The following is a 16,240-nucleotide window of genomic DNA, read 5'->3' on the forward strand; positions in this document are numbered from 1 at the left end:
GGCCGGAGGGCCCGTACCTCAATGTCCGCCACCACAGCCGCGTTCGCCCCTGCACAGCCGCCCGAGTTCCCGCGGCATGTCGTCACCGCCGTGCTCGTCTCCCACGACGGCGCGCGCTGGCTCCCCGACGCCCTCGCCGGACTTCTCGGCCAGGAACGCCCCGTACAGAACGTCATCGCCGCCGACACCGGCAGTGCCGACGACTCCGCGCGGCTGGTCACCGAGGCACTCGGCGCCGAACGCGTGCTGCACCTCGCCCGCCGCACCGGCTTCGGCGCCGCCGTCGACGAGGCGGCCCGCACGGCCGGCGTCCTCACCCCCGACGACCTGCCCTATCTGAAGCGGCCCAGCGGCTGGGACCCGGTCAGCAGGACGTGGCGCGACGACGCGTACGACATGCCCGAACTCCCCTACGGCGAGCCCGTCCAGTGGCTGTGGCTGCTCCACGACGACTGCGCGCCCGCCCCCGACGCTCTCGCCGAACTGCTGCGCGTCGCCGACTCCGACGAGTACGCCGCCGTCGTCGGACCCAAGCTCCGCGGCTGGTACGACCGCAAGCAACTCCTCGAAGCCGGCGTCTCCATCGCCAACAGCGGACGCCGCTGGACCGGACTGGACCGCCGCGAACAGGACCAGGGACAGCACGACCAGATCCGCTCCGTCCTGTCCGTCTCCTCCGCCGGCATGCTCATCCGCCGCGACGTCTTCGACCAGCTCGGCGGCTTCGACCGGCGACTGCCCCTCATGCGCGACGACGTCGACCTGTGTTGGCGCGCCCACTCCGCGGGACACCGCGTCCTCGTCGCCCCCGACGCCGTCATGCGGCACGCCGAGGCCGCCGCCCGCGAACGCCGTACCGTCGACTGCGCGGGCCGCTCCGTCGCCAGCCCGCACCGCGTCGACAAGGCGGGCGCCGCCTACACCCTCCTGACCAACGCACGCGGCGCCGTCCTCCCCTACGTACTGCTGCGCATCGTGTTCGGCACCCTGCTGCGCACGCTCGCGTATCTCGTCGGCAAGGCACCCGGCCAGGCCGTCGACGAAGTCATGGGACTCTTCGGCGTCCTGCTGAGGCCCGAGCGGATCATCGCCGGCCGCCGCAGACGATCGCACCGAGCGGTCGAGGCGAGCGAACTGCGACCGCTCTTCCCGCCGCCCGGCGCGACCATCCGTGCCACCGTCGAACAGGTCGCAGGCCACATCGGTGCCGGTTCCGACTCCGACTCCGGCGGCTCCCGGCACGGCGCCGTCGAATCGGGACCCGGCGGGGACGACGCGGACTTCCTGGAGATCGAGCAGTTCGCGCGGCTGAAGAAGATCGCCCGCAAGCCGGGTCCTCTCCTCTTCGCCGTACTGCTCCTCGTCTCGCTCGTCGCCTGCCGTGGCCTGTTCGGCGGCGGATCGCTGGCCGGCGGCGCACTGCTGCCCGCCCCCGCCGACGTCTCCGACCTCTGGTCCCGCTACGCCGACAACTGGCACCCCCTCGGCACCGGCGGCACCCAGACCGCACCCCCCTATCTCGCGGTGCTCGCGGTCCTGGCCACGCTCTTCCTCGGCTCCACCGGCTTCGCACTCACCGTGCTGCTCGTCTGCTCGGTCCCGCTCGCCGGGCTCACCGCCTACTTCGCGTCCCGCCCTCTCGTGGAATCCCGGCTGCTGCGGGCCTGGGCGAGCATCGCGTACGCCTTCCTGCCCGCCGCGACCGGCGCGCTCGCCGGCGGCCGGCTCGGCACGGCCGTCCTCGCGATCCTGCTTCCGCTCATCGCCCGCGCGGGCGCCGCAGCCCACGGTCTGCGCAGCACCGGCAGCGGACGCCCGAGCTGGCGGGCCACCTGGGCATACGCACTCCTGCTCACCTTCACCACGGCGTTCACGCCCATCGTGTGGCCGCTCGCGCTCGTGCTGGGCATCGCCGTCCTCGTACTGCGCCGCGACGACATCACGGCTTACGGGCTGCGCTTCGTCGCCGCCGTCGGCACCCCGCTGCTCGTCCTCGCACCCTGGTCGCTCACACTGCTGACCAGTCCGTCCGCCTTCTTCCGCGAGGCCGGACTCGAATTCGGCGCCGGGTCGGCGAGCGCGCTCGACCTCCTCGGCATCAGCCCGGGCGGCCCCAAGGCCGCGGGCGGCATCCTGCTCATCGGCATCGTGCTCGCGGCACTCGCCGCCCTGCTGCGCGGTGAGCGGCAGTTCGCGATCCGCAACGCATGGGCCGTCGCCCTCATCGCGCTGATCTTCGCGGTGATCGCCAACGGCTCGGCGTGGGCGGGACCCGCCACCCTCGTCTACGGAATCGCCCTCCTCACCGCTGCCGTACTCGGCGCCGAAGGCGGCCGCGAGCGCGTCGCCGCCCAGAGCTTCGGCTGGCGCCAGCCGGTCGCCGGGCTCATCGCGCTCGCGGCCGGCCTCGCGCCCCTCCTCGCCGCGGGCAACTGGATGCTCAACGGTGCGGCGGGCCCCCTGTCGCGGCGCGACCCCGTTCAGGTCCCCGCCTTCGTCGCCGAGGAGAGCGACACCCGTGACCAGCCGCGCACCCTCGTGCTCGGCGGCACCTCCCCGGCCAAGGTCTCGTACAGCCTCGTCCGCGGCTCCGGCGGCCGCCTCGGCGACGCCGAGCTCGCCGAGGCGGGCGGCAGCGACGCCCGGCTCGACAAGATCGTCGCCAACCTCGTCGCGGGCTCCGGCGCCGACCAGACGAGCCAGCTCAGCGGCTTTGCCATCCGTTACGTACTCGTACGCGACGGAGCACCCCGCCAGACCAGTCGCGTCCTGGACGCGACGCCCGGCCTGAGCCGCCTCAGCCAGCTCGACGGCAGCGCACTGTGGCGCGTCGACCGCCAGGTCGCCCGGGCCACCATCGTCACCGGCAAGGGCGATCCGTTGCCCGTCGCGTCCGACGCCGTCGAGGCCCACGCCAAGATCCCGGCCGGCGAATCCGGGCGGGTACTGCGCATCGCGGACCGCGCGGACGAGGGCTGGCAGGCCACTCTCGACGGCCGTGAACTGAACAAGACGGTCGTCGACGGCTGGGCCCAGGGCTTCGAGCTCCCCGCCGGGGGCGGCCGGCTGGACCTGACGTACGACGACCCCGCCACCCACACCGGCTGGATCTGGGCGCAGGGTGGGCTCGCGCTGGTGCTGGTGGTGCTCGCACTGCCGGGCAGGCGGCGGGAGTTCGACGACGACCTGCCGGAAGAGGAGATCGCGGTACCGGCGCAGCCCGTGGCGGGCGAGGGGCGCCGGGCACGCAGGCTGCGCGCTCAGGCGGAGGCGGAGGCGGAGCTGGAAACGGCGGCGGGTGCTGCGGACGCTGCCGTGGCTGCCGATCCGTACGCCCAACTCTCCGCCGAACAGGACGTCTTCGCGCAGCAGCAGCAACAACCGCAGGAACCGCAGTCGCCGTATGCGGCTGTGCCCCAGCAGCAGTACGGCGAGTGGGACGCACAGTCGTACACGGATGCCGGTGCCGGATACGCCGCCCCGTACGCCAACGAGCAGTACCAGTACGGCAATGGACAGTACGCAAACGGCGCCGAGCAGTACGGCGGTGAGCAGTACGGCGGTGAGCAGTACCAGCAACAGCCGTATCAGGCCGGCCAGTACCAGGACCCGTATCAGACGGCGCCGTACGGAGACGGGCAGTACGACTCCTACACCTACGGCGAGACCAACCAGCACCCCGACCCGAACGGCAACCCCGGCAACGCAACGCGAGGCGAGTCAGAGTGAACCGCACCACCATCTCCCTGCTCGCCGCCGCCACCGCACTCGCCGCCGTGACCGGACTCGCCGCGCTGACCGCGCCGGACGGCGGTGCCGCAACGGAGGCGAAGGCCCCGGCGCGGCTGCCTGTCGAACGCTCCAGCCTGCTCTGCCCCGCGCCGAGCAGCTCCGAGCTCGCTCAGACGCAGTACACCTCCTTCACCCCGGCCGGGAAGTCGGCCGACACGAAGGACGGAACGGCCGAACTGAAGGCGTCCACGGCGGTGTTGACCGACCCCGGCTCTGCGACGCCCAAGAAGGACGAGACCAAGAAGAAGGACGGGGCCAAGAAGGGCACCGACGCGGCGAAGGGGCCGAAGAAGCCGACGCCGGACAAGGCGGTGCTCGCGCTCAAGGAGCCCGGCAAGCCGGTCGGCGCCGAGGCCGGCGGCGGCGACGCCCCCGCCCTCGTCGGCACCGCCACCGGGCGCCTCGCCCCGGGCTGGACCGCCCAGCAGACCACCACGGTGACCGCGGGCAGCGCACGCGGCGTGCTGGGAGTCGGCTGCACCGGCCCGGACACCGACTTCTGGTTCCCCGGCGTGTCCACGGCGGAGAACCGCCAGGACTACGTCCACCTCACCAACCCGGACGCCACCGCGGCCGTCGCCGACATCGAGCTCTACGGCAAGGACGGGCCCCTCAAGACCACTCTGACCGAGGGCATCCCGGTCCCCGCCGGGTCCAGCGTCCCGGTTCTGCTGTCCACGCTCACCTCCGAGGCGGCCGCGGATGTGACGGTCCATGTCACCACCCGCACGGGCCGCGTGGGCGCGGTGGTGCGGGCCGCCGAGGACAAGACCGGCAGCGACTGGCTGACCGCATCGGCCGACCCGTCGGGCACGGCGGTGCTGCCCGGCATCCCGGCGGACGCCACTTCGGTACGCCTGGTGGTCTTCGCGCCCGGTGACGACGACGCCGACCTGAAGGTGCAACTCGCGGGCGCCACCGGCAGGATCACCCCGGCCGGACACGAGACGGTGCACGTCAAGTCGGGGATGACCACGAGCGTCGACCTCCTGGACGTGACCAAGGGCGAGGCCGGATCCCTGATCCTCAGCCCGGCCCAGAGCGGCCGGGCCACCCCGGTGGTCGCGGCGCTGCGCGTCGTACGCGGCAAGGGCGACAAGCAGGAGGTCGCCTTCATCCCGGCGACCGCACCGGTGGGGGAGCGGGCGACCGCGGCCGACAACCGGGCCAAGGGCTCGACGCTCGCGCTGACCGCGCCCGGCGCGACCGCCCAGGTGAAGGTCACGGCGTCGGCGGGCACCGAGGGCGGCACCCCGGTCGTCAAGACGTACACGGTCAAGGCAGGTACGACGCTGGCCGTCACCCCGCCGGTGCCGGCCGGGCTGAAGGGGGCGTACGCGCTGACCGTCGAAACGCAGTCGGGCGGCCCGGTGCATGCGTCGCGGATGCTGGCGCTGCCGCAGGACGGCATCCAGATGTTCACGGTGCAGACGCTGCCGGACGACCGGGGGACGGTGGCGGTGCCGGAGGCGGAGCAGGATCTGTCGGTACTGGGCGACTGACCGGCTGACGGCTGACGGCTGACGGCTGACGGCGGTGGTCGTCCGGCCGGCAGATGCCGAAACCTGTCAGCCGCAATCTGTCACCAGCCGTAACCGGTCGGTCGTTCATGCGGTCTGCGGTCTGCGGTCTGCGGTCTGCGGTCTGCGGTCTGCGGTCAGTCCTGGCCGTACCGCGGATCCACCGACTCCGGCGCCAGCCCCAGCAGCTCCGCGACCTGCTCCACGACCACCTCGTGCACCAGCATCGCCCGCTCGTCGCGGGTCTTCGTACGAATCTCCACAGGCCGCCGGTAGACCACAATCTGGGCGGGCCGCCCCTTGTTCGCGGGGAGCGAGGTGCCCAGCGGCACCGTCTCCTCCGGCGCGCCCGGCACGTCCAGTACGAGAAAGTCCACGTCGGCCAGTTGTGGCCAGCGCCGTTCCAGGCGCTCCACCGAGTCCTGCACGAGGTCGCGGAAGGACTCGGCGCGGCTCGCGGCAAGGGGTACCTGGGGAGGGGCGACGGGCCCGCGCATGCCGCGGCCGTGGCGGTCTCGGCGGCGGGGTCGCGGCCCGGACGGCGGGGGCGGTACAGGACTGTCCATCACTGACGCAGCGTAGCTCTCCAGGGGGCGTGGCGATCGACTGCGCGCGCCGGGTTGAAAGGTTGTCGTTTATTGAACATTCCGGCCAAGCTTGGGTCCGATTGCATATCTCCCTGCGATCGTCGATCGCTTCGCGAATGACCTCATTTACGCCAAGTCATGACCGACTCACTGGCGGTCGTCGCTTGCGGGCTCCTCTTTCCGTGCAGGTCAGGGCAGTTGCTCGGGGAGCGGTCGGCGGGGACCTCGCACTACGACACGGTGGAGTGACCTGGTGGAGAGTCGTCGCAGCCCGCTCAAGAGTGCGGTACCGTCCAACCTCGTGAGCCCTGTACGTCGCTGTTCGCGCACCGCGTGCGGCCGCCCTGCCGTCGCGACACTGACGTACGTCTATGCCGATTCGACCGCGGTCCTCGGCCCCCTCGCCACCTATGCCGAGCCCCACTGCTACGACCTGTGCGCCGAGCACGGTGAGCGGCTGACCGCCCCGCGCGGCTGGGAGGTCGTGCGGCTCACCGACGGCTCCGCCCCGGCCCGCCCCAGCGGTGACGACCTCGAGGCGCTCGCCAATGCCGTACGTGAGGCGGCGCGCCCCCAGGGCCGGACTGCCGAGGCCGGTGTTCAGAACGGCCGCCGGGCGGACCCGAGGGAGGTCGCGCGCCGCGGCCATCTGCGGGTGCTGCGTTCCCCGGACTCCTGACCGCGTTCCCGGCCGGCAATCTCTCGGCTCAACTCGCCGACATCGGGGCGGCGTTGACCGCGCAGGCGGCAGCCATCGGCCCTTTCACGGCCGCGGCGGACGCGGGCCTGTCGCCCGAGCTGTCGGCGGTGGCCGCGGCGTTCCCCGTACAAGCGGCACTGGGCCGGATGCTCGCTTAGTTTGGGCGGGTACTTTGAGGTGACCGCAGTGACCTCAGGAGAATTCAGGAGGGTTGGGCCCGTGACTGCTGATCTGTCGCAGATCGTGAAGGCGTACGACGTCCGCGGGGTGGTGCCGGATCAGTGGGACGAGGCGCTGGCCGAGCTGTTCGGGGCGGCGTTCGTCCAGGTGACGGGAGCCGAGGCGATCGTCGTCGGCCATGACATGAGGCCTTCGTCGCCGGGGCTCTCGGGCGCGTTCGCTCGCGGGGCGGCGGCCAGGGGCGCGGATGTGACGCTGATCGGGCTGTGCTCGACCGACCAGCTGTACTTCGCGTCGGGGCACTTCGGCCTGCCGGGCGCGATGTTCACGGCCTCGCACAACCCGGCGCAGTACAACGGCATCAAGATGTGCCGGGCGGGCGCGGCGCCGGTGGGCCAGGACACCGGCCTCGCGGACATCCGCGCGCTGGTCGAGTCCTGGTCCGAGCAGGGGGCGCCGGAGCCCGCGGCCGAGCCGGGCACGGTGACCGAGCGCGACACACTGACGGACTACGCCGCGTACCTGCTGTCCCTGGTGGATCTGTCGCGGATGCGTCCGCTGAAGGTGGTGGTGGACGCGGGCAACGGCATGGGCGGCCACACCGTCCCGACCGTCTTCGAGTCCCTCCCCGTGACGCTCGTACCGATGTACTTCGAGCTGGACGGCACCTTCCCCAACCACGAGGCGAACCCGCTGGACCCGGCGAACATCGTCGACCTGCAGGCCCGCGTCCGGTCCGAGGGCGCGGACCTGGGCCTGGCCTTCGACGGGGACGCGGACCGCTGCTTCGTCGTGGACGAGCGGGGCGAGGGCATCTCGCCGTCGGCGATCACGGCGCTGGTCGCTGCGCGCGAACTGGCGAAGCACCCCGGCGGCACGGTGATCCACAACCTGATCACGTCGTGGTCGGTCCCGGAGGTCGTACGCGAGAACGGCGGCACCCCGGTCCGTACGCGGGTCGGCCACTCCTTCATCAAGGAGGAGATGGCCCGTACGGGAGCGATCTTCGGCGGTGAGCACTCGGCCCACTACTACTTCCGCGACTTCTGGAACGCGGACACGGGCATGCTCGCGGCCCTCCACGTCCTGGCGGCCCTGGGCTCGCAGGACGGCCCGCTGTCGGCGCTGGTCGCGCAGTACGACCGGTACAAGGCCTCGGGTGAGATCAACTCCACGGTCGACGACCAGGCGGGCCGCATGGCGGCGGTGAAGACGGCGTTCGCGTCGCGCGAGGGCGTGACGATCGACGAACTGGACGGCCTGACGGTCTCGACCGAGGACTGGTGGTTCAATCTCCGCCCGTCGAACACGGAGCCGCTGCTGCGCCTGAATGTGGAGGCACGGGACGAGCCGACGATGGCGAAGGCGCGGGATGAGGTGCTGGGGTTGGTAAGGGGGGCGTGAGGGGCCGCGCACGGCCGATGACCGGCAAGGTGCCGGCCCGGAGCCGGGCGTGAGGGCCGCTCCGGGCGGTGGCCGGCGCGGAGCCGCACGGCTGTCGCGGCCGGCAGCAGCCCGCATCGCCCCGCCGACCGCGTCCCGGCCGCGGCGCGCAGCCGCGGTCGTTGCGTGGGGCACCCGGCGGCGCGAAGCTGCCGCCACGCCGGGGGCGTGGGGGCCCCGTCCCCCACATCCTCGGGGCGGGTGGGTGGGGAAGCACTCCCCGGGGTCCGGGCGGAGCCCCGGCCTGGGGTGTGCGGCAGCGGGCCTCCCTGCTGGGCGTCCCCCGGCCCGCGGCGCGCAGCTGCGGCCACCGCCGGGGGCGTGGGGGACCCTGTCCCCCACATCTTCAGGGCGGGCGGGTGGGAAAGGCACGCCTCCGGGGGGCCGGGGCGGAGCCACGGTTCGGGGGAGGGGCGGGGGTGGGGGAACCGCCCCCGTACCCCCAGAACGCGCCGCACCCCGCCCCCCAGCGGTACGCTGACGTGGCCCAATCCACCACGCCGCGACCCCCCGTTCGCCCCGCGACGTACGACCCGCCACGCCCCCGAAAGGACACCCCGCACATGCCGCTCGAAGCCGGCCTCCTCGAGATCCTCGCCTGCCCGGCCTGCCACGCCCCTCTCACCGACCGCACGGCAGCCGACACGCCCGAGCTGATCTGCACCGGCAAGGACTGCGGCCTGGCCTACCCGGTACGGGACGGCATCCCCGTCCTCCTCGTCGATGAGGCACGCCGTCCCGCCTGACCCACCACCGCACGGCATCGGAGGCCAAACCCCATGCTCGACGAGTCGCTCCTCGACGCCCCGGAAGCCCTCGCCCGCGCCGATCGCCGAGGACTGCTCCGAGGCGCAGCCGAGGCCGGGGCGCGCGTACGCACCGCCGCCCGGCACGCCGCGGAGGCCGGTATCGCCGAGCTCAAACCCGAGGGCCGCCCCCGCGCCGTGCTCGTCGCGGGCCCCGGCACCGCGGCCACCGGCGTCGCCGACCTGATCGGCGCCCTGGCCGGCGCCTCCGCTCCGGTGACCCGGCTCCACCCCACCGGCGTCGCCCCCGCCGCCGGCGCCCTGCGCTGGTCGCTCCCCGGCTGGGCAGGCTCCGTGGACCTCCTCCTCATCGCCACCATCGACGGCAGCGAACCCGGCCTCGCCCTCCTCGCCGAGCAGGCGTACCGCCGCGGCTGCACCGTCGTCGCCGTCGCCCCCCAGCGCTCCCCGCTCTCCGAGGCCGTCGACGGGACACACGGCCTGGTCGTCCCCATGGCCACCGCGCCGCACGAGATGTACGAGGAGACGCAGTCGGCCAGCCCGGGCGCACTGTGGGCGCTGCTCACGCCGCTCCTCGTCCTCCTCGACCGGGTCGGCCTGCTCGAAGCACCCCCGGAGGCCCTCGCCAAGGTCGCCGACCGCCTAGACCTCGCCGCCGAACGCTGCGGCCCGGCCATCGCGACGTACAGCAATCCGGCCAAGACCCTCGCCGCCGAGCTCGCCGACAGCCTTCCGCTCATCTGGACGGAGGGGGACGGTGCCGCCCCGGCAGGCCGCCGCTTCGCCGCCGTACTGGCCGAGCTGGCCGGCCTCCCCGCCCTCGACGCCACGCTCCCCGAGGCGCTCCCTGCCCACGGCGTGCTCCTCGCGGGCAATTTCGCGGCCGGCGCCGACCCGGACGACTTCTTCCGCGACCGCGTGGAGGAGCAGCAGGCGCTCCGGGCCCGTGTCGTACTGCTGCGTGACCGGACTGCCGGCAGTCTGACCGCCGCCCCCGCCGCCCGCGAACTGGCGCTCAGCCACGACACCGCGATCAGCGAACTCGAACCGGAGGACGGCACCGAGCTGGAGTCGATCGCCGAACTCCTCGCCGTGACCGACTTCGCGACCATCTATCTGGCCCTGGCGGCCTCCGGCATCCCCACGTAACAAACGCACCGGACACAACAAACGCACCGGTAAGGGCCCGGCCGCAACCGGAAGAACCAGAACGGACCAGGAAGAAACAGGGAGAAATGGACCGCCTCTCCAACACCGTGCGCCCCTACGCCTGGGGCTCCACGACCGCCATCCCGGAACTGCTCGGCATCGCCCCCACCGGCGAGCCCCAGGCCGAGATGTGGATGGGCGCCCACCCGGGAGCTCCCTCCCGTGTCACCCGTGACACCGACTCACAGCCGCTCTCCGACCTCATCGCCGCCGACGCCGTACGCGAACTCGGCCCCGCGACCGTCGAGAAGTTCGGCCCCCGCCTCCCCTTCCTCCTCAAGATTCTCGCGGCCGGCGCCCCCCTCTCCCTCCAGGTCCACCCGAACCTCACGCAGGCGCAAGAGGGTTACGAGGCGGAGGAGCGCGCGGGTGTCCCCATCGACGCCCCGCACCGCAATTACAAGGACGCCAACCACAAGCCCGAACTGATCTGCGCGCTCACGCCCTTCGACGGCCTGTGCGGTTTCCGTACGCCCCTCGAAGCTGCCGATCTCCTGGCGGGTCTCAACGTGAACTCGCTCAAGCCGTACGTCGACCTGCTGCACGCCCACCCGGAGGAGGCGGCGCTCCGCGAGGTGCTGACCGCGGTGCTGACGGCCGACCCTGAGGAGATGACGGCCACTGTCACCGAGGCCGCGGCCGCCTGCGAACGGCTCGGCGGCACCTACGCCCCGTATGCCTCGGTCGCGCACCACTTCCCCGGCGACCCCGGCGTCATCGCCGCGATGCTTCTGAACTACGTCCAACTGCAGCCCGGCGAGGCCCTGTTCCTCGGCGCCGGCGTCCCGCACGCCTATCTGAACGGCCTCGGCGTGGAGATCATGGCCAACTCCGACAACGTGCTGCGCTGCGGACTCACCCCCAAGCATGTGGACGTCCCCGAGCTGCTGCGTATCGTCCGCTTCGAGGCGAGCGACCCGGGCGTTCTGCGCCCCGAGGCATCGCCCTCCGGTGAAGAGGTCTACGACACCCCGATCGACGAATTCCGCCTCTCCCGCTATGCCCTGGCCCCCGGCGCGGCGCCCCGCGACCTGACCGTACCCACTCCGCAGATCCTGCTCTGCACGGCGGGCAGCGTGACGGCGGGCGGCCTGACCCTCGCTCCCGGCGAGTCGGCGTTCGTACCGGCAGGGGACAAGGCGGAGATCTCGACTACGGGCGGCGGCCCCGGCACAGTCTTCCGCGCCACCGTGGTGGCCTGACGGTGACGGTGACGGCGGTGGTGGCTTGGCGAAGGCGTTGAAGGTGGCCTGACGCAGCGCCACCAAGGGCGGCTGCAACAATGGCGCATCGCAAAGCCCGGGCAAAGCCCCGGCAGCGGCGACCGACGTAGGTACGAAGGGACATCCGGCACTCATGAGCGCGTCAGGCGGAACCAAGGCGATCGTGGCGGCACTCGCCGCCAATCTCGCAATCGCGGCAGCGAAGTTCGTCGCGTTCCTGTTCAGCGGCTCGTCGTCGATGCTCGCGGAGAGCGTCCACTCGGTCGCCGACTCCGGCAACCAGGGGCTGCTGCTCCTCGGCGGCAAGAAGGCCCAGCGCGAGGCGACCCCCCAGCACCCCTTCGGCTATGGCCGCGAGCGCTACATCTACGCCTTCCTCGTCTCCATCGTGCTCTTCTCGGTCGGCGGCATGTTCGCGATCTACGAGGGCTACGAGAAGATCAAGCACCCGCACGAGATCGAGGCCTGGTACTGGCCGGTCGGCGTGCTCGCCTTCGCGATCATCGCCGAGTCCTTCTCCTTCCGTACCGCCATCAAGGAGTCGAACGAGACGCGCGGCAATCTCTCCTGGACGGAGTTCGTCCGCCGCGCGAAGGCCCCCGAACTCCCGGTCGTCCTGCTGGAGGACCTGGGCGCGCTGATCGGTCTGGTCCTGGCGCTCGGCGGCGTGGGCATCGCCCTGGCCACGGGCGACGGAGTGTGGGACGGCATCGGCACGCTCTGCATCGGCGTACTGCTGATTCTGATCGCACTCATCCTGGCGGCCGAGACGAAGTCGCTGCTCCTGGGCGAGTCGGCCGGCCCGGACGAGGTCGAGAAGATCAAGGCGGCGGTCGTCGACAGCGACACCGTCACCGGCATCATCCACATGCGTACGCTCCACCTGGGCCCGGAGGAACTGCTGGTCGCGGCCAAGATTGCGGTCAAGCACGACAACACGGCGAGCGAGGTCGCGGATGCGATCAACGCCGCCGAGGACCGCATCCGTAACGCCGTTCCCATTGCGCGCGTGATCTACCTGGAGCCGGACATCTACAGCGAGTCGGTGGCCGCGGCAGGCAGCGACCCGGCAAAGTCCCCGGGCGGCCCGGGCCCGAGCGCGGCGCACTGACCTCCGCCCGCGCATCCCGTACGAAGAAGGCCCCCAGCCGGTCAGGCGAATCCTGGCAGGGGGCTCTTCTCATGCACTATGCGTACGAGACGCCTTACGCGTACGAGAACGGGGGCAGCGATGCAGCTGCCCGGTCTCTCGCGTACTCCCTACTGAATCTCGCCCAGCACCTGGAGAATCGCGGCCTCGTCCGGCGCAGCCGAGAGCCGCTCCCGGAAGCCGGTGTCCATGAGCTTGCGCGAGAGCAGCGCCAGGATCCGCAGGTGCTCATCGCCCGCAGCCGCTTCCGGCACCGTGATCATGAAGATCAACTTGGCCTTTGTGCCGTCGAGCGAGCCCCACTCGACGCCCTCCGCCGACCGCGCGAACCCGACGATCGGCGCGGTGACGGCGTCGGTCTTGGCGTGCGGGACGGCGATCTCCTCGCCGAGCCCGGTGGTGCCCTGGTCCTCGCGGGCGAACGCGGCGGCCACGAGCGCGTCGGGGTCGGCGACCTTGCCGGTCGTGGCGAGCATCGCGGCCATCTCGCGGATGGCGGCGTCCTTGCTGTCGGCGGCGAGGTGGACCTTCACGGTCTGCGCGGTGAGATACCCGGACAGCACAGCGTCCTCGGTCGCCGCAGGCGGCGAAGTGGGCGACGTCTCGGTCCGTACGCCACCGGAAGCCGCGACCTCAGTACCGGCCCCGACCCCGCTACCGGACCCGGCACCGCTACCGGCCCCGACTCCAGCGAGCACCGGCTCGGCAACCACCGCACCCGCACCGGCGGCCGCAGGCACAAGCGCTGCCGCCCCGCGGTCCCTCCGCTCCTTGATGTCGATCAGCGCATTCGTGCTGATCGCGGTGACGACGGTGCCGATGACAACCGCGAGGAAGAACATCGGCACGCCGCCCACCGCACCGAGCACGGCCACGATCGGCCCGCCGTGCGGAACCGCGTCCTGCACACCGGCCAGACCGGCGAACGCACCGGCCGCCGCACCACCGAGCATGTTCGCCGGAATGACCTGCGCGGGCCTGGCCGCCGCGAACGGAATCGCGCCCTCCGAGATGCCGAACATCCCCATGAACAGCGCGGCCATACCGGTCTCCCGCTCCTGCTCCGAATAGAGCCGCCGCCTCAGCAGCGTGGCGAGTCCCTGCCCGAGCGGCATGACCGGAATCGCGGCCGCACACATACCCATGACGGTCTGGTTGCCGGTGGCTATGAGCCCGGCACCGAAGAGGAAGGCGGTCTTGTTGACCGGGCCGCCCATGTCGAACGCGATCATCAACCCGAGAATCGCGCCCAGCAGGATCGCGCTCGTTCCGGTCATCCCGCTGAGCCAGTCGGTGAGATGCGTGAAGACCCACGAGATCGGCTTGCCGATGACGTAGATGAAGAACAGTCCAAGCGTGGTCGTCGCGACGATCGGGATCACGATGATCGGCATGATCGGCCGGGCGAACTTGGGGACCTTGACCTTCTTGATCCACAACACCAGATACCCGGCCAGGAACCCGGTGACGATGGCCCCGATGAACCCGGCGCCGGCCTTGGAGTCGTACAGCTCACCGGTGTTGGCGATCCAGCCACCGATCATGCCCGGCACGAGCGCGGGCCGGTCGCCGATCGCGTAGGCGATATAGCCGGACAGGATCGGGATCATCAAGGTGAAGCCGACGACGCCGATGGCAAAGAGGTGCGCCCAGAACGTTCCCTCCGGGATCGCATAGCCCTTGGACGTGGCATCGCCGCCCAGCGCGAGCGAGATGGCGATCAGCAACCCGCCCACGACCACGAACGGGATCATGTACGAGACGCCGTTCATCAGCGCCTTGTACACCGCGCTGCGCTCCTTGCCGCCGGCACCCCCGGTGGTCAGCGGCGTGGCGTCGCCGCCCCCGCCGCCTCCGCCGCCCGCGCCGTGCACGGGCGCACTCTGCACCTGCTCGATCAGCCGCTCCGGATGGTGGATGCCCTCGGCGACGCTGACAGCCAGCACCTTCTTCCCCACGAACCGACTGCGGTCGACATCCTTGTCGGCGGCGATGATGACCGCGTCCGCGTCCTTGACATCGTTGTCAGAGAGCACATTTTCGGCGCCGATGGAGCCTTGAGTCTCCACCTTCATCTCGATGCCGAGGGCCTGCGCAGCCTGCGCCAACTTCTCCGCCGCCATATAGGTGTGGGCGATGCCGGTCGGACAGGCGGTCACTGCGAGCAGCTTCAATGGCCGCTGCTCACTTGCCGGATTTGTCACGTGGTTCTCCTAACGCTTGTGGCGCAGATCGTGCTGATGTTCCCGATCCCCGAGCATGGTGCAGCACGGGGATGCGACATCAACAGCCCAGGTGACCCAACTTCACAGGGTCTCCCCGTGACACTGGATGTGGCCGGATCCCGCCACAGGCGGGCTGGGGCCCACCCCGTCCACCGGTGTAGATTCGTGACCAGAGCCAGACGTCGCTGCTGATGGCGGTCGGGCGGTTCCCTATCCGGGACCGGCCGAGGGAGAGAGGGCCTCCGACGGACTGCACTGCGAGCGCCCGGGCATTCCTGTGTCCGCCGCCGCAGAGCCAGCCGTACCCACCCTCGACCCACACCACGAGGAGCAGCTCGCAATGTCGACTGTCGCCACTGGACAGGATTTCAAGGTCGCCGACCTCTCCCTCGCCGCCTTCGGGCGCAAGGAGATCACCCTCGCCGAGCATGAGATGCCCGGCCTGATGTCGATCCGCAAGGAGTACGCCGAGCAGCAGCCGCTGGCCGGTGCCCGGATCACCGGTTCGCTGCACATGACCGTGCAGACGGCCGTGCTGATCGAGACGCTGGCCGCCCTCGGCGCCGAGGTGCGCTGGGCGTCCTGCAACATCTTCTCCACCCAGGACCATGCCGCGGCCGCCATCGCCGTCGGCCCGAACGGCACGCCCGAGGCGCCCCAGGGCGTCCCGGTCTTCGCCTGGAAGGGCGAGACGCTGGAGGAGTACTGGTGGTGCACGGAGCAGGCGCTGACCTGGCCGAACACCCCCACGGGCGGTCCAAACATGATCCTCGACGACGGTGGCGACGCCACCCTCCTCGTCCACAAGGGCGTGGAGTTCGAGAAGGCGGGCGTGGCCCCGGACCCCTCGACGGCGGACAGCGAGGAGTACGGCCACATCCTCACCCTGCTGAACCGCACCCTGGGTGAGTCCCCGCAGAAGTGGACCCAGCTGGCGTCCGAGATCCGTGGTGTGACGGAGGAGACGACGACGGGTGTGCACCGGTTGTACGAGATGCACCGGGACGGCACGCTGCTGTTCCCGGCGATCAACGTGAACGATGCGGTGACGAAGTCGAAGTTCGACAACAAGTACGGCTGCCGGCACTCGCTGATCGACGGCATCAACCGGGCCACCGACGTGCTGATCGGTGGCAAGACCGCCGTTGTGTGCGGCTATGGCGATGTGGGCAAGGGCTGCGCGGAGTCCCTGCGCGGCCAGGGCGCACGCGTGATCGTCACCGAGATCGACCCGATCTGCGCGCTCCAGGCGGCCATGGACGGCTACCAGGTCACCACGCTCGACGAGATCGTCGACAAGGCCGACATCTTCGTCACGACCACCGGCAACAAGGACATCATCATGGCCGCGGACATGGCCAGGATGAAGCACCAGGCGATCGTGGGCAACATCGGCCACTTCGACAACGAGATCGACATGGCCGGCCTGGCGCGGATCCCGGGC

Annotated in this window: 12 protein-coding genes; 10 read left to right on the top strand and 2 right to left on the bottom strand. The window is 71.3% G+C overall.

Going from position 1 to position 16,240, the window contains the following annotated elements; all coding sequences use genetic code 11:
* The first annotated feature begins 21 nt into the window (after positions 1-21).
* Both ACI2LP_RS14840 and ACI2LP_RS14845 read left to right on the top strand, forming a co-directional pair.
* Positions 22-3,729, top strand: coding sequence for a glycosyltransferase (locus ACI2LP_RS14840; protein ID WP_404724911.1), 3,708 nt, complete (start codon positions 22-24; stop codon positions 3,727-3,729).
* A complete protein-coding gene (locus ACI2LP_RS14845) occupies positions 3,726-5,294 on the top strand; it encodes a DUF5719 family protein (RefSeq protein ID WP_404724912.1) in 1,569 nt (522 codons plus the stop codon). Before ACI2LP_RS14840 ends, ACI2LP_RS14845 begins: the two co-directional genes overlap by 4 nt.
* 155 nt (positions 5,295-5,449) lie before the next feature.
* Here the strand turns inward: ACI2LP_RS14845 and ACI2LP_RS14850 are convergent, their stop codons facing one another.
* Positions 5,450-5,878, bottom strand: coding sequence for a metallopeptidase family protein (locus ACI2LP_RS14850; RefSeq protein ID WP_404724913.1), 429 nt, complete (start codon positions 5,876-5,878; stop codon positions 5,450-5,452).
* Between the two features lie 274 nt (positions 5,879-6,152).
* Between ACI2LP_RS14850 and ACI2LP_RS14855 the strand changes: the two genes are divergently transcribed.
* The 7 genes from ACI2LP_RS14855 to ACI2LP_RS14885 all read left to right on the top strand — a co-directional run bounded on the left by ACI2LP_RS14855 (position 6,153) and on the right by ACI2LP_RS14885 (position 12,532).
* On the top strand, positions 6,153-6,578 hold the full coding sequence (locus ACI2LP_RS14855) for a DUF3499 domain-containing protein (RefSeq protein ID WP_404724914.1): 426 nt from the start codon (positions 6,153-6,155) through the stop codon (positions 6,576-6,578).
* 53 nt (positions 6,579-6,631) lie between these two features.
* A complete protein-coding gene (locus ACI2LP_RS14860; RefSeq protein WP_404724915.1) occupies positions 6,632-6,757 on the top strand; it encodes a hypothetical protein in 126 nt (41 codons plus the stop codon).
* Positions 6,758-6,818: 61 nt separating this feature from the next.
* The gene (locus ACI2LP_RS14865) at positions 6,819-8,183 is read left to right on the top strand and encodes a phosphomannomutase/phosphoglucomutase (RefSeq protein WP_404724916.1); all 1,365 of its coding nucleotides are present in this window, start codon (positions 6,819-6,821) and stop codon (positions 8,181-8,183) included.
* A gap of 602 nt (positions 8,184-8,785) precedes the next feature.
* On the top strand, positions 8,786-8,968 hold the full coding sequence (locus tag ACI2LP_RS14870) for a Trm112 family protein (protein ID WP_360882018.1): 183 nt from the start codon (positions 8,786-8,788) through the stop codon (positions 8,966-8,968).
* Positions 8,969-9,001: 33 nt separating this feature from the next.
* On the top strand, positions 9,002-10,138 hold the full coding sequence (locus ACI2LP_RS14875) for an SIS domain-containing protein (RefSeq protein ID WP_404724917.1): 1,137 nt from the start codon (positions 9,002-9,004) through the stop codon (positions 10,136-10,138).
* Positions 10,139-10,224: 86 nt separating this feature from the next.
* A complete protein-coding gene (gene manA, locus ACI2LP_RS14880; protein WP_404724918.1) occupies positions 10,225-11,400 on the top strand; it encodes a mannose-6-phosphate isomerase, class I in 1,176 nt (391 codons plus the stop codon).
* A 154-nt stretch (positions 11,401-11,554) separates the two neighbouring features.
* A complete protein-coding gene (locus ACI2LP_RS14885) occupies positions 11,555-12,532 on the top strand; it encodes a cation diffusion facilitator family transporter (protein ID WP_404724919.1) in 978 nt (325 codons plus the stop codon).
* Positions 12,533-12,681: 149 nt separating this feature from the next.
* Here the strand turns inward: ACI2LP_RS14885 and ACI2LP_RS14890 are convergent, their stop codons facing one another.
* On the bottom strand, positions 12,682-14,775 hold the full coding sequence (locus ACI2LP_RS14890; RefSeq protein ID WP_404724920.1) for a fructose-specific PTS transporter subunit EIIC: 2,094 nt from the start codon (positions 14,773-14,775) through the stop codon (positions 12,682-12,684).
* Positions 14,776-15,136: 361 nt separating this feature from the next.
* Between ACI2LP_RS14890 and ACI2LP_RS14895 the strand changes: the two genes are divergently transcribed.
* The coding region (locus tag ACI2LP_RS14895) for an adenosylhomocysteinase (RefSeq protein ID WP_404724921.1) at positions 15,137-16,240 on the top strand (1,104 nt) is incomplete at its 3' end.

This window comes from Streptomyces sp. NPDC019890 (assembly GCF_044903445.1).
Classification (GTDB): domain Bacteria; phylum Actinomycetota; class Actinomycetes; order Streptomycetales; family Streptomycetaceae; genus Streptomyces.

Bases quoted from the DNA above. Each gene is read 5' to 3' on its own strand.
- ACI2LP_RS14875 (WP_404724917.1), top strand. From the start codon at position 9,002: ATGCTCGACGAGTCGCTCCTCGACGCCCCGGAAGCCCTCGCCCGCGCC.
- ACI2LP_RS14885 (WP_404724919.1), top strand. From the start codon at position 11,555: ATGAGCGCGTCAGGCGGAACCAAGGCGATCGTGGCGGCACTCGCCGCC.
- ACI2LP_RS14850 (WP_404724913.1), bottom strand. From the start codon at position 5,878: ATGGACAGTCCTGTACCGCCCCCGCCGTCCGGGCCGCGACCCCGCCGC.
- manA (WP_404724918.1), top strand. From the start codon at position 10,225: ATGGACCGCCTCTCCAACACCGTGCGCCCCTACGCCTGGGGCTCCACG.
- ACI2LP_RS14870 (WP_360882018.1), top strand. From the start codon at position 8,786: ATGCCGCTCGAAGCCGGCCTCCTCGAGATCCTCGCCTGCCCGGCCTGC.
- ACI2LP_RS14840 (WP_404724911.1), top strand. From the start codon at position 22: ATGTCCGCCACCACAGCCGCGTTCGCCCCTGCACAGCCGCCCGAGTTC.